A 24,831-nucleotide genomic window follows, 5' to 3' on the forward strand; every position below is an offset into this window, starting at 1 on the left:
GAAGGAACAGGGGAGAGGTAGCATGGCGGATTCGTACGGCGCAAGGAGCCTTACGGTTCTCGAAGGTCTCGATGCGGTACGCAAGCGTCCAGGCATGTACATCGGTACGACGGACAGTCAGGGTCTTATGCACTGTCTGTGGGAGATCATCGATAATTCCGTAGATGAGGCTCTGGCAGGCGTATGCACGAAGATCGTCGTGACCCTGCATGCTGACGGTTCGATCAGCGTCGCGGACAATGGACGTGGCATTCCCGTAGACATCGAGCCAAAGACGGGACTGACCGGTGTCGAGGTGGTGCTGACCAAGCTGCATGCCGGAGCGAAGTTCGGCAATGACTCATACAATGCCGTTGGCGGTCTGCATGGTGTCGGGTCATCTGTCGTGAATGCCTTGAGCTCCCGTCTGGATGTCGAGGTCGATCGCAATGGCAAGACATACAGGATGGAGTTTCATCAGGGTCATCCTGGCATATTCCAGGACGTAGAGGCGGATAGTCCTTCTCCTGAATCGCATTTCACAAGAACTCGAAAGAACCGTCCGACAGAGTTGCGCGAAGTTGGCAAGGTCTCGCCGAAGACCACCGGGACTCGCATAAGATATTGGGCGGATCCGGAGATCTTCAATGAAACGGCACGTTTTAGCTACGATCAGCTGATCGACAGGGTGCGTCAGACGAGTTTCCTGGTTCCTGGATTGAAGCTTGTTGTGATTGATGAGAACATTCCTGAGAACATTCACGAAGACGTTCACGAAGACGTTCATGAAGACACTGGCGAGGATGCTGCCGAGAATGGTGTCAGGAACGCTATCGAGGATGTTGATGAGAGCGCTGCTGAAGAAGCTGCTGAGGAAGCTGGAATATCCGCCGTCTCCGAGACCGAGGCCCATCTCAGTGAGAGCATGCCACTGGTTCCATCCCACCATCGAGTCGTGGAGTTCATGCATGAGGGCGGTGTCAAGGATTTCGTTGATTTCCTGACCGTCGGCGAAGCCATCAGCGATGTCTGGCATGTTACCGGCGAGGCAAGCTATGAGGAGGAAACGCAGAAGGTCGAGCCAAACGGCGAACTCAAGGCGGAGAAGGTAAGACGCGTCTGTGGCGTTGATATTGCGATGCGATGGGTCAATGGCTATGAGACGGTCATGAGAAGCTTCGTCAATGTCGTCGAGACGCCTGGCGGCGGCATGCATGTCGATGGCTATCTGAACGCCCTGACCAGACAGGTCCGCAAATGCGTTGAGGCGAATGCCCGCAAGTTCAAGGTCAATCTCAAGGACTCCCACACCAAAATCGAACGTGAGGACATTCTTGCAGGCCTGGTGGTCGTCGTAACCGTGCGCATAGCCGAACCGCAGTTCCAGGGGCAGACGAAGGACGTTCTGGGAACCGCACAGGTCAAGCCAATCGTCACTCGCATGACCGATAAGCAGTTTGGCGAGATAATCAACGGCTCACGACGTGGCTTCAAGGATCAGTCGTTGCGGGTTCTCGACAAGATCGTCGGTGAGATGCACGCCAGAGTTCAGGCCCGCAAGACCAAGGAAGTGACAAGGCGAAAGAATGCGCTGGAATCCGCTTCCATGCCGGCCAAGCTGTCGGATTCCCAGCCAGGAAACGACGACATTGCAGAATTGTTCATCGTTGAGGGTGATTCCGCATTGGGAACGGCAAAGGCAGCACGCAATTCGATGTTCCAGGCGCTTCTGCCAATTCGAGGTAAGATACTGAACGTTCAGAAGGCTTCGCTGAACCAGATGCTTTCGAACAAGGAGTGCGCTGCAATCATCCAGGTCGTCGGTGCCGGCTCTGGGGCGAGCTTTGACATTGAGCAGGCTCGATACAGCAAGATCATCATGATGACGGATGCCGACGTCGATGGAGCCCATATCAGAATACTTCTGCTGACGCTTTTCTATCGCTATATGAGGCCGCTCATCGAGGCAGGACGGGTATATGCAGCCGTGCCACCGTTGCATCGCATCGCATTGGCGGGAAAGCATAAGGGCGAATACATCTATACATACTCCGATGACGAGCTGGCCAAACGGCTTTCCGACCTGAAGCGGCAGCGTATTGACTTCCGCGAGGACGTACAGCGCTACAAGGGCCTTGGCGAGATGGACGCGGACCAGCTGGCGGATACCACGATGGATCCGAGAACCCGCATGCTGCGTCGAATCCGCATGGAGGACGCGGAAAACGCCTCGGACATCTTCTCGTTGCTCATGGGCGATGAAGTCCCACCTCGCAAGCAGTTCATCGTCGAGAATGCCGACGATTTCGATCGTTCGAAGATTGACACCTGATTTACGGGCATCTCTGACGGGTCTGAAAGCCTTGCTTCAAGTTTTTGGCACTTGCACAGGTATGGAAGCGCTGAATCCTTGAAATGGTCACCGCATTATGGCCGAATGGCGTGCCTTATACATGGGCAAGTGCCAAAAACTTGAAATTTCGAACAGAGTATGTCGGATAAGAGCTCTACAGCGGTGATGGAGGTGGCCGGGATATGAGCCGAGTCGGCTTGTATCCCGGATCATGAGGGGATATCCCCGTTCAGGGTCACGTGTCTGTGCCTGTGTCTGTGTGGACGCGCCTTTGCTGGTGGCCTGGTGATCTGGTGGCCTAGTGGCCTTAGTGACATGGTGATTCTAGAGACCCTGTGATCACCGTGGCTGTGGTCGCGGCCATGATCTGGTTCGACACGCCCGCCGTGGCCTCAGATGTCACTCGACTTGTCGTTAAATCTGACCCGTTCTCGGACTGCGTCATTGAAACGTGTGAGTGATTGAGCGAAACTGTCTATTTCCTCACCTGTCCAGTCACTCAGCACGGTTGACAGCGCTCCAAGGTTTCTTCGCCGCTGCTTCTCCAGGCTTCTGGCCCCTCTTTGGGATATCTTGAACTTTCTCGCCATGCCGCCGTCGGGATCGGCGATGCGTTCGATAAGGCCGATTCTGCGCATTGCCGCGGTCTGCCGGTTCAGCGTCGAAGCCTCAAGGCCGGTCACCACGCTCAGCTCGCCAATGCTCTGGGGAGCGTTTTCCAGACTGACCAGCAGAATGTATGCACTTCGATCGAGAATCCCAATCTGGTGGTCTCGGAAACCTGCGACACGCGCAAGCCGCTTGCCGAGCAACAGGGATTCGTACTCGATCGTCACTATGTCTTCAAGCAGCTTGGGATCTTCCGCAGCCGTTTCGTCGCTGAGCTTAGATGCTCCATCATCGCGCTGATGGCTCTGTGTCATAGAAGCTCCTCTACCTTGTATGCCGTTCTCTCCTTTGTATGATACAGCAAACATGCACATTGCATAACTTGTGTATCTTACACAAGTGTGTATTATGCATATTGAATGTATAACACACATTGAAATATCCATGGAGTCTGCGTGCATCTGCACGCGTCAAGACCATCTATCCTCGTATCGAAAGAAATCAGTTCATGAATGAAATAGGAACGCAGCCACAGCATTCAGAGGCCGTTGACCGCAATGAAGGGTCGACGCGACCTTCCCTGATCGTGGCGGTCCTCGCCGCTGCAGGCATCACATCGTCGCTCACGCAGACCCTGGTGATTCCACTGGTGGGCGATTTGCCCAAGCTATTTTCCGCTGATGCGTCAGTCACGGCATGGGCAGTGACGGTCACATTGCTCACAGGAGCAGTCGGAATGCCAATCCTTGGCAAGCTGGCGGATACCTATGGCAAGAGAAGAATGCTGCTGCTTGCACTCATACCGCTTATTGCAGGCTCTCTGATCTGCGCGGCAGCCCCGAGCATCGGTGTGATGATTGTCGGAAGGGCGTTGCAAGGCATCGCGACCGGCATGGTCCCGCTTGGAATCAGTCTGCTTCATGACGTGCTTCCTCCCAAGCGAGTGGGTACGGCAATCGCGCTGATGAGCTCGTCGATGGGAATCGGTGGCGCTCTTGGACTCCCCATTTCTGCAGCGATCATACAATACGTAAGCTGGCGTGGTCTCTTCCTGATAGACTTCGCGATAGCGGCGCTGATCTTTGTCCTGATCTATGCCCTGATTCCAAGGCCGCGGCAGGAACACAACTATGCCCCGTTCGACTTCCTTGGAGCAATCGGGCTCGCGGCCGCACTGCTCTGCCTGCTCCTTGCGATAATCAAGGGAAGCTCCTGGGGATGGACGAGTCCCTCGATCATCGGTCTCCTGATTGGGACGGTTGCCGCCGCACTGCTATGGGGTTGGTGGGAGCTGCGTTTCACCAATCCTCTCGTCGACCTGCGCATAACGAGACGCCACAATGTCCTGGTCACCAACATCGCATCGATCTTTGTGGGATTCGCGATGTATGCGCAATCCCTGATCCTGCCGCAGCTGATGGAACTTCCAAGTTCGACCGGATACGGTCTCGGCCAGACGATGCTGCAGATGGGACTGTGGATGGCACCGAGTGGATTCGCGATGATGGCGGTCTCCTCCCTCGGCGCCAAGCTCACGGCGAGGAATGGAGCCAAGACGACGCTCATATGCGGCTCCTTGGTCATGGCCGGTGGATATGGCTTCGCCGCAGTCGTCCTGCACTCGCTCGTCGGGCTGATGATCGCCTCATGCATAGGAAGCATGGGAACGGGCCTGGCATTCGGTGCCATGCCGACGCTGATCATGAATGGCGTGCCCGCCAGCGAGAAAGCCTCTTCGAACAGCTTCAACACCGTCATGCGTTCCATAGGAACGTCAGTGTCATCGGCCGTCATCGCGGCGATACTTGCCGGAACCAGCATGAACGTTCAGGGCGCAAGCATTCCGAGCCTTTCGGGCTTCAGAATCGGGCTGCTATCGGGATGTGCGGTCGCCATCGTGGCTGGCATCATCGCTGCGTTCAATAGAAAATGAATCCGCAGCGTCGATGCGGGGCACGGCCTGTTGCCATGATGCCACGACGTTGCCATGATGCCGCGGCATCCCAAGGGACCTTCAGGAGACAAAGGCGATCGGTGCGCTCAGATCCTGTCCGGAAGCGTCACGGCGCATGTCTATCTCGGGCAAGTCGACCGGTGTGCCCGATGCCGTCGAGGCACGAAGCGGCCATGTGCCTACGCAAGCCGTGAGCAGGGTGTCCTGTCCCTTGAGGAAGCGCTGCGAACGCACGCCGCGGCTTCCACGACCCTTGGTCGGATACATCTCGAGCGGCGTGATCTTGCCGCTTCCATTCTCCGTGCCAGCAAGGGCATGAGAGTCGCCGGCGATGGTCAGCACGACGGCCCCAGCCTGGGAAGTCATGCCGTTATCGTCATTCTCCGTGTATGTCCATGAGACCTGACCTGCGGCTATGGCGTTGAAGGCGCATACATGCTGGCCCTCACCGAGTCGGATTCCCGCCATGCCTGCGGCATTTCGCCCCTGAGACCTGACTTCTCCCGCATGGAATGCGAGCAGGCTGGAATCGGATGATACGAAGACCAGCAACGAATCGTCGTCTGCAGGCACCGCGAAAACGACTGAGTCATCTTGTTTCAGATCGATGACGCTCCATGAATCCATCGTGCTGGGAGCCTCCGCATTCCAGCGTTTGACGACCCCATTGCGAGTGCCTATGGCAAGTGGAGTGGCATCGCTGGCAGATACCGCGGCAACGACATGCTCATTCTCGGATCGTTCGGTGGACTGTGTCATGCCGAGCAGCTCATCGGCATGGACACCTCCGCTCAGGCTCAGGGCCGCAGTCGCCGGGAGAGAAGGCAGGTCGGAAACGCTGGCAAGCAGGTAGCGGCCTGCGGAAGTCACCAACGCGTAGTTCGATCGCGTGGTCGTGACGAATATCGAGACTATCTGGTCATTTTCTGCACGGCCATCCGACGCGGAGCGACTGTTCCAGACATCGAGGGCGGTGGATGTGCTTCGCGCGACCAATCCCGACGCGCTGAGCATGACGGTGCATGGTTCGTCCTCAATATGCAGCCCGTCGCCATCTTTCAGCGATGATGGTGAGGCAGCACCGTGGGATTTTTGCGAAAGCGTGCTGGCCGAACGTGCAGCCGCAAGAGCCGAGGCTGAATGAGAGGCGGCACCCGATTGATCGGTTATCGCGACGGGCGACAGGGAACCTGACGGATCGGCGTCGAGGAGCACCGTGCGTCGGGGATTTCCCCATGTGTCTGCAGCGCTTGTCATCTCGTCCGTGACGACATGATCCAGCTCCTGCTTCGAGGAAAGAATCCTGTCAAGCTCCTCGATTCGTCTATGCAGTTCGTCCTGCTCGCTTTCCAGCTCGATTCTGCTGATGCGGGTCAGCCTTCGCAGACGCAGATCGAGTATGTATTGAGCCTGCACCTCATCGAGTTCGAACACGGCCATGAGGCGGGTCTTTGCGGCATCGGCATCCTCCGAACTGCGGATGACCTGGATGACCTCGTCGATGTCGATGAGGGCGAGCAGCAGTCCCTCCACCAAGTGCAGCCTTTCGAGCGCCTTGCGCCTTCGATATTCGCTGCGACGCTTGACCACCGAGCGTCGATGATCGATCCAGACGCTGAGCAGCTCCTTCAGCCCCATCGTGCGTGGCCTTCCGTTGACAAGGGCAACGTTGTTGATGGTGAAGGACTCCTGCAGAGGAGTGTGCCTGAAGAGCTGTGCGAGCACGGCGTCGGGGTCGAAGCCTGTTTTGATCTCGATCACCAGCCGTGTTCCGTTGTGTCGGTCGGTGAGATCGATGGCCCCTGATATTCCTTCGAGCTTGCGGTTCTTCACGCATTCCGAGATGCGCTCGAGCACACGCTCGGGACCTACCATGAATGGGAGTTCGGTGACGACTATCGCCTTCTTGCGTGCGGTGACATTCTCGACATGGGTCGCCGAACGCGTTATCACAGCCCCACGGCCATGCTCGTAGGCCTCGCGGATTCCATCTCGACCGACGATGATGCCGCCGGTCGGCCAGTCCGGACCGGGAACGAAGCGCATCAGCTCCTCAAGGCTCGCCTCTGGATTGTCCATAAGACATTTGGCTGCCGCAACGACCTCACCAAGGTTGTGGGTCGCCATGTTGGTTGCCATGCCGACGGCGATGCCGGAGGCGCCATTGACCAGCAGATTGGGGAATGCCGAAGGCAGGACGACCGGTTCCTGCAGCTTGTTGTCGTAGTTGGGAGAAAAGTCGACGGTGTCTTCGTCGATGTTCTCGTTCATGCCCAGCGCCGCCGGTCCCAGACGGGCCTCCGTGTATCTCGATGCGGCAGGTCCGTCATCCAGCGAACCGAAATTCCCATGACCATCGACGAGAGGCAGACGCATTGCAAAGGGCTGTGCCAGACGCACCATGGCCTCATAGATGGCCGAATCGCCATGCGGGTGCAGTTTTCCCATCACCTCACCCACCACTCGGGCGGATTTCATATAGGACTTGTCAGGGGTGAGGTTCATCTGACCCATCTGGTAGACGATCCTGCGCTGCACGGGCTTGAGACCGTCGCGTGCATCAGGCAAGGCTCGCGCGTATATGACCGAGTATGCGTATTCGAGGAAGGACTTGCTCATCTCATCGCCCAAAGGCGTTTCGACGATGTGCTCCTTGACGCTTCTTGGATCGAACGGCGGCTTTCTGCGCGATGCCATGAATGAAACTCCTCGCTCTATGACTTGTACCGGCAACCATTATCCAACACACGCTAGGCCAGTGTGTCTCCCATGATTCCAGCAAACTCGACAATTCTACCGGATGTGCGGAATAGCGTATGTTCCCACGAATGAATTCTCTGCTGAAATCGCTGCAGCGGGCAGGATTCGATCGCTGTGCCTCTGAAGGGTGCGCACATGGGCAATATCGCGCACCAGTAGTTCAATGAAAGGCATGAGCGTCGAAATACCTGAAGAGAAAAGCCTATTGCAACATGTGAGCATCGCCGACTATGGCGATGAAATTCCCGAACCCAGTGCGGACGGGTTCCATAGGGGAGGCGCCTACAGGATCTCCGCGGTGCTGCCTGCGATCAGCAGTGCCATCGGCCATCCCGTCCAGACCGCAATCCACCGAGATCCGAAGGCGCTGCAGGAGACATTGGGATTCCCTGACTGCAGGTCGGCAATCGTGGTATTGGTCGACGGCATGGGCTTTTGGAATGTGGCGACGCGGGTCGGTCACGCGCCGTATCTGCGCAGTCTGCTGCAGGACGATGCCAATGCGCGCCCCATCTCGACGTGCCAGCCAAGCACCACAGTCGTGGCTATGGCGGCATTCGGCACGGGAACGTGCCCAGGCAAAACCGCCATGACCGGCTACACGCAGCTCAACCCCTACAACGATCGCATAAGCCAGATGATTCAGTTCAGGAATGCCGTGCCACCGGAGAAGCTTCAGCGTGAGCCCACGATTTTCGAACGGCTGCATGACCAGGGCGTTCGGGTCACATCGTCAGGGCTGCCGGAGTTCGCGGATTCCGCGCTGACGAAGGCTGCTCTGAGAGTAACGGACTACATCGGGCATGACGATGCCGACGAGAGGATCCTCGAGGCATGCAGGGCCGCTCGCAGGCCTGGACTGACCTACCTATACATCCGTGATGTTGACAAGACCGGGCATGAATACGGTTGGGAATCGCCACAATGGATCGCCCAATTCGAAACCATCGACTCTCAGCTTGCCATGCTGCATCGCAACGCCCCCAAGGGCACGCTGATCGTGATCGTCGCCGATCATGGGATGATTGAGGCCGATCCTGACCAGAGAATCGACATGGCCGCAAATCCAAGGCTGCTTGATGGAGTCAGGTTCTATGGAGGTGAGCCGCGTTTCGTCATGGCCTATGCCGAGGAAGGCGACGATGCCGGAGACATCGCAGGCAGGTGGCAGGAGGAGCTTGGCGAGCTCGCAGAGGTCCACACAAGGCAGGAGGCGATTGCCTCAGGACTGTTCGGTCCGGTCAAGCCGGAGGTGGAGCCCATGCTGGGCGATGTGCTTGCGCTCATGAATGATCATGCGACCCTCGTCGATTCGCATGTCCAAAGGGATGGGGCGACGCGCCTGCCCGGAGTGCATGGTTCACGGTCCATGATGGAAACGGACATTCCATGCCTGATTGACCTGGTGTGATCGAGGTGTGATCGAGGTGTGATCGAAAGGGCTGCGATCAATCTCCGAAAAGAATCTCATCCCAGCTTGGCACTGCGGAACGTCCTGATTTCTTCTTCGACGTCTCCTGACCATGTGCGGTGGAATTCGCTGAGCTGGTTCCGGTGGCGTGAGAGTCCGAACGCTGTGGATTCGAGTTGGACGGTTCCTCAAACGCAGCGCGCCCATCAGTCCCGTCTGCCGGATGGGCGGAGACAGGGACGCTTCCGCTGCCCTTGCCTGACGATCCATGTCGAAGATCACCGGCATCCTTGGTGGACTGCCGACCCGCCTTGTCTTGGGACGATTTATACATCCACGAACTGTACCGGTTTGCACGAGGTTCGCGTCCGCTGGATCTGCGATCCTTGCCTTCGAGGGCTTCATCGGTCGCATCCTTGGGTGAGGCGGCATCCCCTTCGACGTAGGCCATGTGGCTGCTCACGTCAGGAATGTCCGTGTTCTGCGGAGCGAATTGCAGGTCGATGCCTTGGGAATCCACAAGTCCGGAATCCACAAGCCCGGAATCCGCGGAGGATGCGTGATTGTAGTCGGAGCCTCGCAGGTTGTCGCCGTCGGCAGCATTGCCCTTGTCCGAAGGCTTGCGAAGCGCTGACGCTCGCGCGATTCCCTGATGGCTTCCATTCGTGATCTCGGATGCCTGAGGCTGTGCGTCTGTGCCGCTTGCAGTCTCATCCGTGCCGCTTCCAGTCTCATCTTCGGAGATGGCATCCTCATCGTGCTCCATCCATGAGAAGGGGAGAGGACCTCTGCCGTCGAGCGCCTGATCGAGCGAGGATTTCTCGGTGGGCAGGGCCTTGTCCGGCAATCCGATAAGGCGCTTTGCCTGCCTGTTGACGGGGCTGACGGAATTGTCCCTTATGTTCCAATTCCAGTCGGCCGTGATTATCCGACCTGCGGACTGGAATTGTGCACGAATCCTCCACGGTTCATGACCTCGGCGTGTTGCAGACCATGTGATCGAAGCCATCGGTATGCGTGCGTTCCTCAATGTCATCTCAATGAGGTCACCATAGCTCTTCGCCTTGGAATTCGGCGGAACTGCGACAGTCAAAAACTGATCTATGGCATATTTCTTCTCAGTTTCGACGGGCATCGAGAAGCGGCGTACCAGCGCCTGTGCAATGTTGAATTGTCGGGCGACGGCCTCGGGATCGGCACCGGCTCGTATGAACGACTGAATTCTGGAGATAGGCAGCGCAGAGGATGCCTGTGGTGAGGGATATCCCTCTTCCTCGGCGCGAATCTGCTTGGCCTCAAGAATGCCACGCTCGAGCGAGTCATCCACGCGCACAGCGAAATGCCGGTGGTCGAAAACGAAGACAAGGTCTCCACCGTCACTCACATGGTCAAATTGCGCAATTCTTAGGGGTTCTTCGGGCATATCCGCACCTAGCTTCCTTCCAACACGTCCATTCTATTGTGCACTAACTACGGCGTTTTATGGGTATTTATGTCGAAGTTCGTGTGCCTGACTAAAAATCGTGTATCCTATGGCGCAGTGCTTGGCACAGAACCACGTTATGACGAAAGGAAAACAATGGCTCAGGACTATGATTCCCCACGCAACAAGGATGACGATGAGGAGTCCTTGCAGGCGCTTGGGAAAGGGTCGCAAAATTCGTCGAACGACATTGATGACGATGAGAATGCCATTGCCGAAGACTATGAATTGCCCGGAGCTGACTTGAGCAACGAGGATTCATCGGTGACGGTAATTCCCATGCAGGGCGATGAGTTCATCTGCTCTGTCTGCTTCCTGGTGAAGCACCGCAGCCAGCTGGCATATATGGACAAGGATGGTCAGCCGGTATGCAAGGAGTGCGCCGCCTGATGTCGTTCGACGAGCAATATAACGAACCGGAACACACTGAGGTGCTCATCGTCCTGCAGGATGGTGAGCACTCTCGCATTCCTGCCTATGAGCATGCAGGCGATGCCGGCGCAGACTTGCGGACCACCATCGATTTCACCCTCAGACCCTTCGAGCGCAGGCTGGTTCCGACCGGAATCCGCATTGCTCTGCCGGCCGGATATGTGGCACTCGTGCATCCGCGTTCCGGACTGGCGGCCAAGAAGGGTGTCACCGTCCTGAACACGCCGGGAACGATCGATTCAGGGTACCGTGGCGAAATACAGGTGACGCTGATCAACCTTGATCCTCATGAATCCGTTTCCTTCCACCAGGGCGATCGGATTGCACAGATGGTCGTTCAGCGTTACGTCGAGGCACGCTTCGTAAGGGCGCAGACGCTACCCGGATCAGACAGATCGGATCGTGGCTTTGGCTCCACGGGAGTCCGCTGAGGACTGAATTCGGTGTGGACCGACCTTGCCTCGCCATTCGCCGACCGCATTGGCGAATGGCTCCGGGAGAGGAATGCAAGCGAACGACGCGTACACGAGTAGGATGATGAAGTCATACCTGCAGAGGGAGGAATCATGGCAAGCACAGCGGATGAGCATGCGAAGCGATTGAACCGATCTGCAGAGAATCCCGCCGATAGCCCCTTGGAAAGTCTCGACGCCAGACTCAGTGGGCAGGCGGAGCGCATGGGCAGAACGAATGGACGGGACGCGAACGAGCGACTTCAGGACTTCTCGTCGCGTTCGCTTGGATGCGAGATCAGCGACAACCCCCTCGATCCATTGGCGCCCATCGTGAAGGTCTGTCAATACCATCATCCCGATGAAGACATGTCCATGCTGCCCCGTGCGTATCGCCGCGCGGTCGTTCAGCATCGTCTGCAGCGTCGCAAGTCTGGCGAGCCGTACATCATCCATCCGCTTGCCGTCTCACAGATACTTGCGGATCTCGGCATGGGGCCGATCGTGGTATCCGCGGGGCTTCTGCATGACACGGTCGAGGATACCGACTACACCCTCGATCAGTGTCGCGATGAATTCGGAGACACGGTCGCCGGTCTGGTCGACGGAGTCACGAAGCTGACGAAGATGGACTATGGCGATTCGGCGCAGGCCGAGACCATCAGGAAAATGGTCGTCGCGATGAGCCGTGACGTTCGCGTCCTCGTGGTCAAGCTCGCCGATCGAGTGCATAACGCGAGAACCTGGCGGTATGTGAAAAGCTCCAGCGCGCAACGAAAGGCGAGCGAGACGCTCGACGTCTATGCGCCTCTTGCGAACCGTCTGGGAATGAATGCGATCAAGACAGAGCTCGAGGAGCTCAGCTTCAAGGTCCTCTATCCCAAGATATACAACGAGATAGTCGTGCTGGTGGCTCGCAGGGCCGGTCAGAGGGACGTGTATCTGAAGCAGATCCTGCATGAGATCAAGGACGATCTTCACGATCAGGGCATCGATGGCGTGGTCACTGGACGCCCCAAGGACTATTTCAGCATCTATCAGAAGATGATCGTCAGGGGTCATGATTTCGCGAACATCTATGATCTGGTCGGTGTCCGCATTCTCGTCGATTCGATTCAGGACTGCTATGCCGCTCTGGGAGCCGTCCACGCTCGATGGAATCCGGTGCCTGGTCGTTTCAAAGACTACATCGCCATGCCCAAGCTGAACATGTATCAGTCCCTGCACACCACGGTCGTGGGACCTGGCGGCAAGCCAGTCGAGATTCAGATTCGCACCTGGGACATGCATCGCCGGGCCGAGTTCGGCATCGCTGCGCATTGGAAGTACAAGGAGAATGCCACGGCTGGGCGTGTGCTTTCGAAACCCGACAAAAACGATGAGAAACGTCTGACCCAGGAGAGTTCCGAACTGAGCGAAGCCGATAATCTCAAGTGGATTCAGCAGCTTGCGGATTGGACCAGCGAGACGCCCGATTCCGACGAGTTCCTGGGCTCGCTCAAGGAGGACCTGGGATCTGCCGAGGTCTATGTCTTCACGCCGAAGGGCATGATCGTCTCGTTGCCTGCCCACGCGACGCCAGTCGACTTCGCATACGCCGTGCACACCGAGGTCGGACATCGCACGATGGGTGCGCGCGTCAATGGGCGTTTGATTCCTCTCGATACCGAGCTGGAAAATGGCGATACGGTAGAGATTCTCACGAGCAATTCGGAGAATGCCGGACCCTCCAGGGATTGGCTGAGCTTTGTCAAAAGTCCGAAGGCGCGCAACAAGATTCGTCAATGGTTCAGCAAGGAGCGCCGTTCAGAGGCAATAGACGAAGGCAGGGATGACCTGACGCGTGCCCTGCGGAAGCAAAATCTGCCAGTGGCGAGTCTTCTATCGAACGAGGCCTTGATCGGAATCGCCGATGAACTCAACTATCCCAATGCCGAGGCCGTCTATGCAGCCTTGGGCGAAGGACAGATCTCAACCCAGAATGTGATCTCGCGGCTGGTCAAGGATGCCGGACCCTCTGAGGTCGATGACGAGGTTGAGCAGGAAGCGCTCCCTCTCAGCAAGTTCGAAGGGCCGCAGGAGAGTGGTTCGCAGGGCATCTCGGTCAAGGGAGTCGGCGATGTCTGGGTGAAGCTCGCCCGTTGCTGCACGCCGGTTCCCGGAGATGAGATAGAAGGATTCATCACACGAAACCAGGGCGTTTCCGTACACCGCTCGGACTGCCAGAACCTCATCGATCTGAAGAAACGCCAGCCTGAACGCATCGTGCCCGTCTCATGGACAAGCACCAAGGGATCCTTCATGGTCAAGATTCAGGTCGAGGCGCTCGACCGTCAGCATCTTCTCTCCGATGTGACCCGCGTTCTTGCCGATCACGGTGTGAACATCCTGTCAGGAAGCCAGGCGACTGGCCGGGATCGTGTCGCGGTCAGCCAGTTCGTCTTCGAGATGGCCGACCCGCAGCATCTGAACCGTCTGCTGTCCGCAGTTCGCAAGATCGACGGCGTCTTCGATGTATACAGGCTTACCGGCGCCAAGGATTCCGCCGAGTCGCGCATGCGGCACATGCAGTGATGCACAGCGCGTCGCAGCGTTTCGTGGCTGTCCGCATTCGCCGATGTTTCCTGTCTGTAATGCGGATGCGGGTAGTCTTGGTCGCATGACAAACGACAGATATGAATTGAACAAGAATCTTGCACAGATGCTCAAGGGTGGGGTCATCATGGATGTCACCACTCCGGAGCAGGCGGTGATAGCCGAGGACTCCGGAGCTTGCGCCGTCATGGCCCTGGAACGCATTCCAGCGGATATTCGTGCCGCAGGTGGTGTCTCGAGGATGAGCGACCCCAAGATGATTCATGGGATTCAGCAGGCGGTATCGATTCCGGTCATGGCCAAGGTCCGCATCGGGCATTTCGTAGAAGCTCAGATCCTGCAGGCGATCGACATCGATTATATTGACGAGTCCGAGGTCCTGACGCCTGCCGACGACAAATATCACATAGATAAAACAGCTTTCACGGTTCCCTTCGTGTGCGGAGCGAAGAATCTTGGCGAGGCCTTGAGAAGGATCGCCGAAGGCGCTTCGATGATCCGGACCAAGGGCGAGCCGGGAACGGGTGACGTCGTTCAGGCAGTACGGCATATGCGCGAGATGAACAGACAGATTCATGAGGTTGCAGCCCTGCGTGCGGACGAACTGTTCGAAAAGGCGAAGGAGCTTGAGGTTCCTGTCGAGCTGCTGCAGTCAGTTCATGACAACGGTCGGCTGCCTGTGGTGAACTTTGCTGCCGGCGGTGTGGCGACGCCTGCCGACGCCTCTCTGATGATGCAGCTTGGTGCGGAGGGTGTGTTCGTCGGTTCGGGCATCTTCAAGTCGGGAGATCCTGCCCAGCGTGCCTCGGCGATCGTCCAGGCGACGACTAACTATCAGGACTGGGATTTGGTGGCGCGCGTCTCCGAGGGTCTTGGCGAAGCCATGGTTGGCATCAATGAGCATGAGATAGCCGTCTTGATGTCGGAGCGTGGCAAGTGATGGATGCGACGGAAGACTCTGTGCCGGGCGGCGTTTCCGCAGCGGCACCGGTCATTGGCGTTCTTGCCTTGCAGGGTGCCTTCGCAGAGCATGAAAGCATGCTCGCCTCATTGGGTGTCAAGTCAGTCGAAATCCGCCAGCTACGCGACCTCGACCAGAATCTGGACGGTCTCATTCTTCCTGGCGGCGAATCCACCGTGCAGGGCAAGCTTCTTCAAGACCTCCATATGCTGGCTCCGATGCGTCGGCTTATCGAGAATGGATTGCCGACCTTCGGCACATGTGCGGGTCTGCTGCTTCTCGCAAAGCGTGTCGAAGATGGGGACACCCATCTTGGAATCATGGATATCACTGCAAAGCGCAACGCCTATGGTCGTCAGCTTGGCTCCTTCTTCGCTTTGCAATCGCTGTCAGGAGTGGGGGAGATACCGATGACCTTCATCAGGGCCCCATACATCGAAGAAGTCGGCAAGGGCGTGCGTGCGCTTGCCAGGGTCGATGGCCATGTCGTGGCTGCCCAGGAGGGGAACATGCTTGTCACGTCATTTCATCCTGAGCTCAATGATGATCCATCGATGCACAGGTACTTCATCGACATGGTCACCCACGGCTGAGGCCCTGGCCAGCCCTTCGAAGACGCTGCAGGGCGTCGACCGCGAGGAATCCGAGTGTGGGTTTTGCATCGTCAGCTGAAATCCTTGATGCGTCTGACTGATCCGTGAATAATGAACAGAAGGATTGGTCGATGTGCCGGCGGCAGTGAGCTTCGAGAATCAGGAACGCGATCTCGAGACTGTCACCGGAACGATGCTAAGGAGCTGGAATGAGCGTTTACGATTTCACTGTCAAGGATCCTCAGGGCAAGGACGTCAGTCTTGGACGATACAAGGGCAAGGTGCTGCTCATCGTCAATACTGCGACCAAATGTGGCTTCACGCCGCAGTATGAGGGACTTGAGAAGCTGTATCACGAATATGAGTCAAAGGGACTCGAGATTCTCGACTTTCCCTGCAACCAGTTCAACAGTCAGGCTCCCGGAACGGACGAGGAGATAGGTTCCTTCTGCCGGTTGACCTATGGAACGGAGTTTCCTCGCTTTGCGAAGATCGACGTCAACGGCGAACAGGCCGACCCCCTGTATCAGTGGCTGAAGGATCAGAAATCAGGAATTGCTTCGAAGAACATCAAATGGAATTTCACGAAATTCCTCATTGACAGAGAGGGCAACGTAGTGAGTCGCTACGCTCCGACGACCACTCCGGAAAGCATCGAAAAGGACATCGTCGCTCAACTCTGACGGATAATTATTTATTAACTTTGTTCACATAGCGGTCATCGACCTTGCTTTACACTGGAATCGGCGTACCTTTCCGGTCTAACGAAGGGAAGGTGGACGATACAATGGCAAAGGTCCAGAAATTCAGCTCATGGCTTACGAAGTGGTTCACACTTGTTGTGGTGCTTTGGGCGATACTCAACTTCTTCGAACCGCAGACGAGTCTGTGGGCGAAGAGCTACGTCAACTATTTCCTCAGCATCATTCTCTTTGGAATGGGAATGACGCTGAGTCTCGAGGACTTCAAGCGAATTATTCGCATGCCTCTGATGGTGATCGTCGGCACCGTCGCCCACTACCTGATAATGCCACTTCTTGCCGTGCTACTCTGCTGGATCTTCCGCTTGAACGGCATGATTGCCGTCGGCGTGATACTCGTCGGATGCTGCCCTTCAGGGACATCTTCGAACGTGATGTCGTTCCTCTCCAAGGGCGATGTCGCCCTGGACGTATCCATCGGACTGCTTTCGACGCTGTGCGCGCCATTCATGGTGCCGCTGCTGATGAGCGCACTCGCAAGCTCCTATGTTCAGATTCCAGTGGAGAAGCTGTTCCTCACCTCGGTTCAGGTCGTTCTGATACCTGTTGCGCTTGGGGTCATCGTCCACACGATATTCGGCAATAAGGTAGGCAAGGTCACCGTCGCGCTGCCGGCTGTTTCGCAGATAGCCATATTGGTGATAATCGGCGTCGTCGTCGCTGCAAACAACTCGAAGCTCTTCACCGCCCAGACCGCGCTGCTGCTTCCCGTCGTGATGCTCCATAACATCTGTGGCTACACGCTTGGCTATCTGTTCAGCAAGGCGATGTACCGAATCTATCCGAAGGGGTTCCGATATGCCCAGCAGAAGGCAATCACCTTCGAAGTGGGCATGCAGGACTCAGCCTTGGGAGCGACCCTTGCCCTGCAGGCCTTTGCCGCGAATCCGATCGTCGCCATTCCATCGACCTTCTTCAGCGTGTGGCACAACATATCCGGCTCGGTGCTGTCGTCGTGGTGGTTGCGCCACGATGCCAAATATGGCATCAAGGCAGGTTCTGAGAATGGAAAGATTCATCACGAGACCAAGGGCGTCGAGCTCGGCGCAGCCCAGGCGTGACAATCTGACGACCCGCCTTGATTCAACGTGGCTTCCGCGTTGAATCAAGGTTGAATCAAGGCTGAATCAACGCGGAAGCCACGCGGAATTATCGATCAGCGAAACAGGGCGGGCAGTGCCGGTCCGAAATATTGCAGCATTGCGGAAATCAGCCATATGCAGGCGATGATCACATATGGTGAGCGATGGTCAAGGGATATTGCGACGAATTCTCTTATGAATGCTGTCGGCCAGTAATAGCCCTTGGTATGGCTGCCGATGCCGTCTGCCTTGAGATGCAGCCTATGGGCATATTCCGCCGCGCGGAACACATGGTAGTCGCTGGTCACCAACGCGCAGCGGTAGCGGCTCCCTCCAGATCGTTCGTTCATGATCGACTGGGAGTATCGCAGGTTTTCCAAGGTAGTCGTCGAACGATCCTCGAGAATGATGTCGGTTTCGCGAATCTTATATTTGTCCTGCATATATCTACTCATCGCTTCAGCTTCGGATATGGCTTCGTCGGCCCCCTGACCGCCGGACGCGATGAGCTTGCCGAAGCCTTCCTGACGATTCCACAGACGGACCGCCTTGTCGATTCTGCCACGCAGCAGGGGAGTGGGCTGGGTGCCTTGCAATCCTGCCCCATGGATGATGATGTAGTCGTATCGTCTGCGCTTTGGCAGCACGCGATACAGCCATGAATACAGCAGCAGTGCAGTGAAGGTGAAGAAGAACCAGATGCCCTCGAGCACGATGAGACCGGCTATGCCCACCAACCATTGCGGCGCGCGCAACGCTGACAGTATCGGGAATGCCACGAAGAACAGCACGATCGCCAAGGCCAGAAGCCCAGGAAGGATTGTGGTCCTGGACAGTCCCTCATGTCTGGCCACCACGACGGAATTGATGCCAAGAAAGAGAGTCACGACTATCGGGCACATGACGATGACCAGCAGGATCGGCAGCACCATCCACTCCTGTCCGAATCCCATGAGCAGATTCGTTGCGAGACAGAGAATGAACAGGCTGAGATAGATGGAATTTCGGAACTGTCGTGGTTCGCGCCAGAAGGATACGGCGAAGAGGACTCCAAACAGCACCACTGGCACATACAGTATAGCGATGCCAACCGTCGGATTCATGATGTGACCTTCAATCTCTTTTATGTCTCCCGAGCACCATGGCAGATGCTCATGGAAGCCTTCCTGAACGTTCGCAGGGCACTTGTGGGAGCTTTCGCCCGGCGCTCTCTGCCACACCTATGCCTCGCCTGGCAGACGCCCGGACACCTTGGCTGCGGACCGCTTGCTGCGGACACTTGGCTGGGGCGAAAGGTGACCTCCACCTTGCTTCAACCATGCTAGCGAACGATATGGAGACTGAGCTAGGCAAGTCTTGACGCGGGTCATGAAGCGGGCTGGGAGATGTCTGAACAACGGCGTGGTAGGGATGAGAAATGCCCCCCTTCGCATGCCCGTACTACCATCGAACCCATGACCTTGCGAATTGGCTTTGTTTTTGACGACACGCTCGACGTTTTGGACGGAGTCCAGGCACACATACTCACCCTTGGCAAGGAACTCTCGAAACGGGGCAACGAGGTTCACTATCTGGTTGGTCAGACCGAGCAGCGGCCCGTGGAGCACATTCATCCCTTGGCGCGCAATGTGATGGTTGCATTCAACGGCAACCGCATGCGGATCCCCATCCTTTCGAAGGCCGGTGCAATCAATCAGGTCCTGGAGAAGACTCATTTTGACGTGCTCCACGTCCAGGCCCCATACAGTCCACTTTTTGCCGGACGAGTTCTTGCGAGGGCGAATGATGCGACCGCAGTGGTGGCGACGTATCACATTGCCCCTACGGGAATGCTCTCGTATGTCGGGGGCAAGCTGCTGGGCGCGATCAATTCCCACTCGCACAGAAGGGTCGACGAGGTCATATCGGTGTCGAAGGTGGCTGCGGACTACGCACATCTGACCGCACACGTCGACAGCAGCGTCATCCCGAATCCCGTAGATGTATGGGATCTGCTGAGGCGCAGGGAAGAATCCGGGCAGCAGACAATCGACCGGTTCCACGGTGACGGGCCTCATGTCGTGTTCCTTGGCAGGTTCGTCGAGCGCAAGGGAGCGAAGGTCCTGCTTGAGGCATTGCGTTGGGGAGAGCGACGCCATCTGTTCCCGCGGGGCATGCATGTGACCTTCGCGGGGAAGGGACCCCTGCTCGCCGAATCGCAGAGGCGGGCTGACGAGCTCGATACGCAATGCAGCTTCATCGGATTCATCGAGGAAAGCGAGAAGCCTGCGCTGCTGGCAAGCGCCGATGTCGCCGTATTCCCTTCGACGGGTGGCGAGTCCTTTGGGATAGTGCTGCTTGAGGCCATCGCCTCGGGATCGAATGTCGTGCTTGCAGGGGACAACCCGGGCTATCGAAGCACGATGATGAACGACGAAGATGCTCTGTTCACCGTAAACAGCGAAGGAAGGGCGAAGGCGCTGGCAGAGGGAATCGCCCGGGCTCTTGCAGACAGGATCTGGGCCGAGCGTGTCCATGCGCATGAGCAAGGCTTGCTGAAGCTCTATGACGTTTCCACGGTCGCGGATCAGGTTGAAACCGTCTATCGTCAGGCGATTCACGACAGGAGACGTGCCGCAGTCCCGAAATCGTGAACGCGCTGACCCATATTGCAAGTTTTTGGCACTTGCTGAAGTAGCATCGTCCGAATTCGTTGCGGGTCGGTGCGGTGTCATGCCGATTATCGGCCCATCTACTTCAGCAAGTGCCCAAAACTTGCATGTTCACCGTGATTGCACGTTCACTCTGCTTGCATGTTCACCGTAAAACCGACACCGCCAGTAACAATGGAGCGCCGATCATCGGATCAGCTGCCTTTCATACTTCAATGTCAGCACGCGAGTCGCAGAGTCGGCGACCCTCTGTCTGAACGCCGTGTCTGATTGGGCCGTGGCTATGATGCCGTCGAGTATGCGATCGATGTATCCCGGCGCGTCAGCGCATATCAGATCGCCGCCCGCCTGGATGAAGCGCACACCCAGCTCATTCGCAGGAATATCAGCAAGCGCCTGCGCCGAGAGGGAATCGGATACTATGATGCCCTGATAGTTCTTGCCATCGCGCAGATGTCCTTGCATGATGGTTGAAGAAAACGCCGCAGGATTGCCGGGATCGATTTTCGAATACGTCGCCAACGACATCATGACCATCGCAGGATCCGACTTCAGCGCCTCATCGAAGGCGGATATCTCCTCGCCGTCCAGTGTGGTCGTGCCATCGGTGATTCCTGAATTCGTAAGATCGGTGTTCCCGGCAACCGCACCGAGCCCTGGGTAATGCTTGATTGCAGTTGATATTCCTGCCTGGGACATCCCCTCGATGAACGCTCTCGCATGCAAGGCATTGCCTGAGGCGTCCAGACCAAAATCACGATTCAGCGCGCCGATTGCGGCGTTTGCCGAGCGCGGCTGTGTCTGGACGGTATCCACGGATGGTGCAAAATCAACGTTGATTCCTGCGGATCGGAGCTGTGCGCCCCATGTCTTGGCATTGGACTCAAGGCTGTCCGCGCTCATCTGCCCTTGAACCACGGCACTTGGCATGACAGAGAAGCCAGGACCTTTCAAGTGCTGGACAGTGCCGCCTTCCTGATCCGTGGCGAAGAGAAGACCATCGCCGTCATCGACGTATGACTGGATTTCGCTGATTTCCTCATGAACTGCGTCGATGCCCGCTGTGCTATTGCCGAACAGCAGCACCGAACCTATGTGGCGACCCTGAATATCCTGACGTATCGCCGTGGGCGGCGTTCCTGCCTGAAGAGGAACCATCACCAATTGGGCGGCCTGATCCTGAATCGACATATTCGCCGTGCGTGCCCTCGCTCGCTGTGCAGCCTGCTGTCTGCCGCTGAGCTGGGGTTCCGGAGCCGCAGTCCTTGCCATGTCGGACTTCATGGACGATGGAACCGATTCAGAGCCTGATGCCGAGCTTCCTGTGTGAGGGGAACCGATCTGCGTCGCACTGTGCGAGGCGCATGCGCTGAGCGAGAGCAGTGCCAGAACTGCGACAGAGATTCCGAGCAGTCGACCCAGGTGTGCGAACGCACTGAATCCATGTCGGTGTCTATGCAGAATAAGCACAGCATAAGATGGGATATCTTTAAGCTCATTCATAGCTTTCAATGGTATCTTGAGGGGTTCATGTAATCTTGAGGCATGTCTTTTTTTGATGGTTTTTCACATATGTTCGATAACGGTCCCTCAGATGGGCGTCGTTCCCCCCATGACGGTGATGGGCAAGCCCATGCGAACGGTGCCGGCTCGGGTGGCGAGAGCTCCGGCGCTGCAGCCGCGGCCCGGAGAACTCGAGGCAGGTCCTGGATCACTTCACGGCACTCGGGATCATTCCGCAATTCACTGGGATCCAAGGTCCTGATCGGCCTTGTCGCGGTCATCGCACTCATACTGGCCGCCATTGCATTGCTGGCCCATTTCATCACCGACGTCATGTGGTTCACACAGATTGGGTATGCCTCCGTCATATGGATTCAGCTCGCCATCAAGATCGGCCTTTGGCTTGCATATGCCTTGGTCATGGCGTTGATCACCTATTGTTCCGCGACTCTGGCCATTCGCAGGCGCCCTGCTGAGCCTGATGGGTCGACCATTCGTGTCAAGGGCGACGTGATCGAAGTCGGCAAGTCCGTGAGCTCAAAGGTCGCCCGACGCACGGCTGTGGTGATTTCCCTGATCGTCGGCCTCATGTTCGGATCGCGGCTGAACTCGAACTGGTCGCAGATCGTTCTGATGTTCCACGCGCAGCCCTTCGGCACGAAGGATCCTCAATTCGGACTCGATGACGGATTCTTCGTATTCATACTTCCCGGCCTGCAGCTTTGCATGGGAGCCCTCGCGATGCTGCTCCTTGCAGGTCTCGTCTTCTCCGTCATCACTCACTTTCTGATGAGCGGCATCCGTCTGACCATGCCGGTTCATGGGCACAGCATCGTCAGTCTGACCAAGCATGCACGCAGGCAGATAGGCATCTGGGTCATCGTCAACATGGTCGTCTGGTCAGCGCGGATATTGCTCGGCATCTTTGACACCGTGACCGAAGAGAGTGACAGAATCACAGGCGCCGGCTACACCTCCGTGCATGTCACCATTCCTGCGAGCATCGTCATGTCAGTACTTACCCTGCTCCTAGGAATCATCGTGGGAGTGTGGATCATGAACGCCAGGAGTCTGAGCGAGAACGTGAATCGCAGCGCCTCGGTTTCCTCCGTGCTCAAGGAGTGGAGGGTGCCGGCGATAGCGGTTGCCACCGTGGTGGTGGTGAGCATCATGCTCACTGGCGTCGGACCGATGATCATTCAACGCTTCAAGGTGAATCCGAACGAGCAGGAGACGGAATCCCCGTACATCCAGCGCAACATCACGGCGACCACTGCTGCATTCGGGCTGAACAAGCTTACGGTCGAGAACTATCAGGCAACCACCACCGGCAAGTCAGGTGCGCTGACCGAAGACGCCGAGACCACGGCTCAGATTCGTCTGCTCGATCCGCAGGTCGTGTCACCGACCTTCCGTCAGCTGCAGCAATCCAAGCAATATTACAATTTCGAAGACACATTGGCCGTCGATAAATATGATATCGACGGAAAGAGCCAGGACACGGTGATCGGCGCACGCGAATTGAACCTCGCGGGCAATGACAATCGTAACTGGGTCAACGATCACACGGTTTACACACACGGATACGGAGTCGTGGCGGCCTATGGCAACAAGGTCACCGCTGATGGGCAGCCCGAATTCTTCGAATCCGGCATTCCGACGCAGGGAAAGCTGACTGACTCGGAGCATTATGAGCCGAGGATCTATTTCTCTCCGAACGCACCCGAATATTCGATCGTGGGTTCGCCGAAGGGAACGCAGTCCTGGGAGTTCGACTATCCCAAGGGTTCTGAGGGAGCCACCAACACGTTCACCGGTAATGGTGGTCCCAGTGTCGGGAATCTCTTCTCGCGCCTGATGTATGCCATTCGCTTCGGATCGGATCAGATTCTGTTCTCCGACCGCGTCACCTCATCCTCCCAGATTCTCTATGACCGCAATCCCAAGGAACGCGTAGCCAAGGTCGCTCCATATCTCACCCTCGATGGCCGCGTCTATCCGGCAGTCGTCGATGGTCGGGTGAAATGGATAATCGACGGATACACCACCTCTGCAAACTACCCATATTCGCAGACCGTCGATCTTGGCACTGCGACCAAGGATTCCACCACGCAGACGTCGTCAGCGGTAAAGGGGTTGGGATCGCAGAATGCCAACTACATTCGCAATTCCGTCAAGGCAACCGTCGACGCATATGATGGTTCGGTCGATCTGTATGCCTGGGATCCGCAGGATCCAGTGCTCAAGGCGTGGGAAAAGGTCTTTCCTGGCCAATACAAGCCGATTTCCAGCATCTCAGGCGACCTGATGAGTCACCTGCGCTATCCGGAAAGTCTGTTCAAGGTGCAACGTCAGCTACTCGCCAAATACCATGTGGACTCTGCGAACCAGTTCTTCTCGGGAGAGGACTTCTGGCAGACGCCGATCGACCCTGTCGAGTCCAAGCGAAATCAGGCCGAGAACGTGCTTCAGCCTCCGTATTATCTCACGATGAAGACTCCAGGAACCTCGAAGCCCCTGTTCTCGCTGACGTCTACCTACATTCCAGCAGGAAGCTCCACCCGCGAGATTCTGACCGGATTCCTTTCCGTCGATTCCGATGCCGGCAACAAGGCAGGAAAGGTCGGGGCCAACTATGGAACGATTCGTCTACTCGAATTGCCGAAGAATGCAAACGTTCCAGGTCCGGGGCAGGCGCAGAACAACTTCAATGCGAATGCAGACGTTTCCAAGGAACTGAATCTGCTCGAGTCGGGCAGTACCACAGTCAAGCGAGGCAATCTGCTTACCCTGCCGATCGGAGGTGGCCTGGTATATGTCGAGCCGGTCTACGTTCAATCCAGCGGCAACACGAGCTTCCCGCTGTTGAAGAAGGTACTCGTTGCCTTTGGAGATCAGGTGGGCTTTGCCAACACCCTGGACGAGGCGTTGAATCAGGTGTTTGGCGGCAACTCAGGCGCTTCGGCTGGCGATGCCGAGAATGCAACCGGTCAGCAGTCCGATTCGAGTTCGGAGGGAAGCGAAGCTGCCGGTTCAACGAGCGGGGAATCTTCCACGAAGGATAGCACTGCCTTGAAGAAGGCCCTGGACGCAGCCAATCAGGCGATGGAAGATTCTGAGAATGCCTTGAAGAAGGGCGATTTCAGCGCATACGGCCAGGCTCAGAATCAGTTGAAGCAGGCAATAAAGGACGCCGTGAACGCGCAATGATCCGAGATTCCGAGTTTTGCGGCAATTGCTGAGTATCTCATG

The 24,831-nt window shown here is 56.9% G+C and carries 17 protein-coding genes; 12 read left to right on the forward strand and 5 right to left on the reverse strand.

What is annotated here, in order from left to right:
- Positions 1-22: 22 nt before the first annotated feature.
- The gene (locus QN062_RS01315) at positions 23-2,311 is read left to right on the forward strand and encodes a DNA gyrase subunit B (RefSeq protein WP_369341835.1); all 2,289 of its coding nucleotides are present in this window, start codon (positions 23-25) and stop codon (positions 2,309-2,311) included.
- A gap of 413 nt (positions 2,312-2,724) precedes the next feature.
- Here the strand turns inward: QN062_RS01315 and QN062_RS01320 are convergent, their stop codons facing one another.
- Positions 2,725-3,255: a MarR family winged helix-turn-helix transcriptional regulator gene (locus QN062_RS01320; protein WP_369341836.1), complete on the reverse strand. Its 531-nt coding sequence runs from the start codon at positions 3,253-3,255 to the stop codon at positions 2,725-2,727.
- A gap of 194 nt (positions 3,256-3,449) precedes the next feature.
- Between QN062_RS01320 and QN062_RS01325 the strand changes: the two genes are divergently transcribed.
- On the forward strand, positions 3,450-4,874 hold the full coding sequence (locus tag QN062_RS01325) for an MFS transporter (protein WP_369341837.1): 1,425 nt from the start codon (positions 3,450-3,452) through the stop codon (positions 4,872-4,874).
- 81 nt (positions 4,875-4,955) lie between these two features.
- Here the strand turns inward: QN062_RS01325 and QN062_RS01330 are convergent, their stop codons facing one another.
- Complete coding sequence (locus QN062_RS01330) at positions 4,956-7,592, reverse strand: DNA topoisomerase (ATP-hydrolyzing) subunit A (RefSeq protein WP_369341838.1); 2,637 nt, start codon at positions 7,590-7,592, stop codon at positions 4,956-4,958.
- Positions 7,593-7,827: 235 nt separating this feature from the next.
- On the opposite strand from QN062_RS01330, the gene QN062_RS01335 reads away from it, so the two are divergent.
- Positions 7,828-9,066 (forward strand): alkaline phosphatase family protein, encoded by a 1,239-nt coding sequence (locus QN062_RS01335; RefSeq protein WP_394854674.1) that lies wholly within the window; start codon positions 7,828-7,830, stop codon positions 9,064-9,066.
- Between the two features lie 37 nt (positions 9,067-9,103).
- Here the strand turns inward: QN062_RS01335 and sepH are convergent, their stop codons facing one another.
- On the reverse strand, positions 9,104-10,489 hold the full coding sequence (sepH, locus tag QN062_RS01340; RefSeq protein WP_369341840.1) for a septation protein SepH: 1,386 nt from the start codon (positions 10,487-10,489) through the stop codon (positions 9,104-9,106).
- A 156-nt stretch (positions 10,490-10,645) separates the two neighbouring features.
- On the opposite strand from sepH, the gene QN062_RS01345 reads away from it, so the two are divergent.
- The 7 genes from QN062_RS01345 (at position 10,646) to QN062_RS01375 (ending at position 17,404) form a co-directional block, all read left to right on the forward strand.
- Positions 10,646-10,939: a DUF4193 domain-containing protein gene (locus QN062_RS01345; protein WP_369341841.1), complete on the forward strand. Its 294-nt coding sequence runs from the start codon at positions 10,646-10,648 to the stop codon at positions 10,937-10,939.
- The gene (gene dut / locus QN062_RS01350) at positions 10,939-11,412 is read left to right on the forward strand and encodes a dUTP diphosphatase (RefSeq protein ID WP_369342496.1); all 474 of its coding nucleotides are present in this window, start codon (positions 10,939-10,941) and stop codon (positions 11,410-11,412) included. Before QN062_RS01345 ends, dut begins: the two co-directional genes overlap by 1 nt.
- A 246-nt stretch (positions 11,413-11,658) precedes the next feature.
- Positions 11,659-14,007 (forward strand): bifunctional (p)ppGpp synthetase/guanosine-3',5'-bis(diphosphate) 3'-pyrophosphohydrolase, encoded by a 2,349-nt coding sequence (locus QN062_RS01355; protein WP_369342497.1) that lies wholly within the window; start codon positions 11,659-11,661, stop codon positions 14,005-14,007.
- Between the two features lie 85 nt (positions 14,008-14,092).
- On the forward strand, positions 14,093-14,968 hold the full coding sequence (gene pdxS / locus QN062_RS01360) for a pyridoxal 5'-phosphate synthase lyase subunit PdxS (RefSeq protein WP_369341842.1): 876 nt from the start codon (positions 14,093-14,095) through the stop codon (positions 14,966-14,968).
- The gene (gene pdxT / locus QN062_RS01365; protein ID WP_369341843.1) at positions 14,968-15,582 is read left to right on the forward strand and encodes a pyridoxal 5'-phosphate synthase glutaminase subunit PdxT; all 615 of its coding nucleotides are present in this window, start codon (positions 14,968-14,970) and stop codon (positions 15,580-15,582) included. Before pdxS ends, pdxT begins: the two co-directional genes overlap by 1 nt.
- 209 nt (positions 15,583-15,791) lie before the next feature.
- Positions 15,792-16,265 carry a glutathione peroxidase gene (locus QN062_RS01370; RefSeq protein ID WP_369341844.1) on the forward strand — a complete coding sequence of 158 codons (474 nt, stop codon included), beginning with the start codon at positions 15,792-15,794 and terminating at the stop codon, positions 16,263-16,265.
- Between the two features lie 104 nt (positions 16,266-16,369).
- On the forward strand, positions 16,370-17,404 hold the full coding sequence (locus QN062_RS01375; RefSeq protein ID WP_369341845.1) for a bile acid:sodium symporter family protein: 1,035 nt from the start codon (positions 16,370-16,372) through the stop codon (positions 17,402-17,404).
- 95 nt (positions 17,405-17,499) lie between these two features.
- On the opposite strand, the gene QN062_RS01380 is transcribed toward QN062_RS01375, so the two are convergent.
- Positions 17,500-18,528, reverse strand: a complete 1,029-nt coding sequence (locus tag QN062_RS01380; protein ID WP_369341846.1) for a YdcF family protein — start codon at positions 18,526-18,528, stop codon at positions 17,500-17,502.
- Positions 18,529-18,879: 351 nt separating this feature from the next.
- On the opposite strand from QN062_RS01380, the gene QN062_RS01385 reads away from it, so the two are divergent.
- Positions 18,880-20,058, forward strand: coding sequence for a glycosyltransferase family 4 protein (locus QN062_RS01385; RefSeq protein WP_369341847.1), 1,179 nt, complete (start codon positions 18,880-18,882; stop codon positions 20,056-20,058).
- Positions 20,059-20,262: 204 nt separating this feature from the next.
- Here QN062_RS01385 and QN062_RS01390 read toward each other — a convergent pair whose 3' ends face one another.
- On the reverse strand, positions 20,263-21,579 hold the full coding sequence (locus QN062_RS01390) for a glycoside hydrolase family 3 N-terminal domain-containing protein (RefSeq protein WP_369341848.1): 1,317 nt from the start codon (positions 21,577-21,579) through the stop codon (positions 20,263-20,265).
- A 42-nt stretch (positions 21,580-21,621) separates the two neighbouring features.
- On the opposite strand from QN062_RS01390, the gene QN062_RS01395 reads away from it, so the two are divergent.
- Positions 21,622-24,789: a UPF0182 family protein gene (locus tag QN062_RS01395; RefSeq protein ID WP_369341849.1), complete on the forward strand. Its 3,168-nt coding sequence runs from the start codon at positions 21,622-21,624 to the stop codon at positions 24,787-24,789.
- Positions 24,790-24,831 lie beyond the last annotated feature (42 nt).

It is taken from the genome of Bifidobacterium sp. WK012_4_13, from assembly GCF_041080835.1.
GTDB lineage: Bacteria > Actinomycetota > Actinomycetes > Actinomycetales > Bifidobacteriaceae > Bombiscardovia > Bombiscardovia fermentum.

Excerpts from the sequence above, each read along its gene's own strand:
- QN062_RS01315 (WP_369341835.1), top strand. The coding sequence starts at position 23 with ATGGCGGATTCGTACGGCGCAAGGAGCCTTACGGTTCTCGAAGGTCTC.
- QN062_RS01320 (WP_369341836.1), bottom strand. The coding sequence starts at position 3,255 with ATGACACAGAGCCATCAGCGCGATGATGGAGCATCTAAGCTCAGCGAC.
- QN062_RS01325 (WP_369341837.1), top strand. The coding sequence starts at position 3,450 with ATGAATGAAATAGGAACGCAGCCACAGCATTCAGAGGCCGTTGACCGC.
- QN062_RS01330 (WP_369341838.1), bottom strand. The coding sequence starts at position 7,592 with ATGGCATCGCGCAGAAAGCCGCCGTTCGATCCAAGAAGCGTCAAGGAG.
- QN062_RS01335 (WP_394854674.1), top strand. The coding sequence starts at position 7,828 with ATGAGCGTCGAAATACCTGAAGAGAAAAGCCTATTGCAACATGTGAGC.
- sepH (WP_369341840.1), bottom strand. The coding sequence starts at position 10,489 with ATGCCCGAAGAACCCCTAAGAATTGCGCAATTTGACCATGTGAGTGAC.
- QN062_RS01345 (WP_369341841.1), top strand. The coding sequence starts at position 10,646 with ATGGCTCAGGACTATGATTCCCCACGCAACAAGGATGACGATGAGGAG.
- dut (WP_369342496.1), top strand. The coding sequence starts at position 10,939 with ATGTCGTTCGACGAGCAATATAACGAACCGGAACACACTGAGGTGCTC.
- QN062_RS01355 (WP_369342497.1), top strand. The coding sequence starts at position 11,659 with ATGGGCAGAACGAATGGACGGGACGCGAACGAGCGACTTCAGGACTTC.
- pdxS (WP_369341842.1), top strand. The coding sequence starts at position 14,093 with ATGACAAACGACAGATATGAATTGAACAAGAATCTTGCACAGATGCTC.
- pdxT (WP_369341843.1), top strand. The coding sequence starts at position 14,968 with ATGGATGCGACGGAAGACTCTGTGCCGGGCGGCGTTTCCGCAGCGGCA.
- QN062_RS01370 (WP_369341844.1), top strand. The coding sequence starts at position 15,792 with ATGAGCGTTTACGATTTCACTGTCAAGGATCCTCAGGGCAAGGACGTC.
- QN062_RS01375 (WP_369341845.1), top strand. The coding sequence starts at position 16,370 with ATGGCAAAGGTCCAGAAATTCAGCTCATGGCTTACGAAGTGGTTCACA.
- QN062_RS01380 (WP_369341846.1), bottom strand. The coding sequence starts at position 18,528 with ATGAATCCGACGGTTGGCATCGCTATACTGTATGTGCCAGTGGTGCTG.
- QN062_RS01385 (WP_369341847.1), top strand. The coding sequence starts at position 18,880 with ATGACCTTGCGAATTGGCTTTGTTTTTGACGACACGCTCGACGTTTTG.
- QN062_RS01390 (WP_369341848.1), bottom strand. The coding sequence starts at position 21,579 with ATGAATGAGCTTAAAGATATCCCATCTTATGCTGTGCTTATTCTGCAT.
- QN062_RS01395 (WP_369341849.1), top strand. The coding sequence starts at position 21,622 with ATGTCTTTTTTTGATGGTTTTTCACATATGTTCGATAACGGTCCCTCA.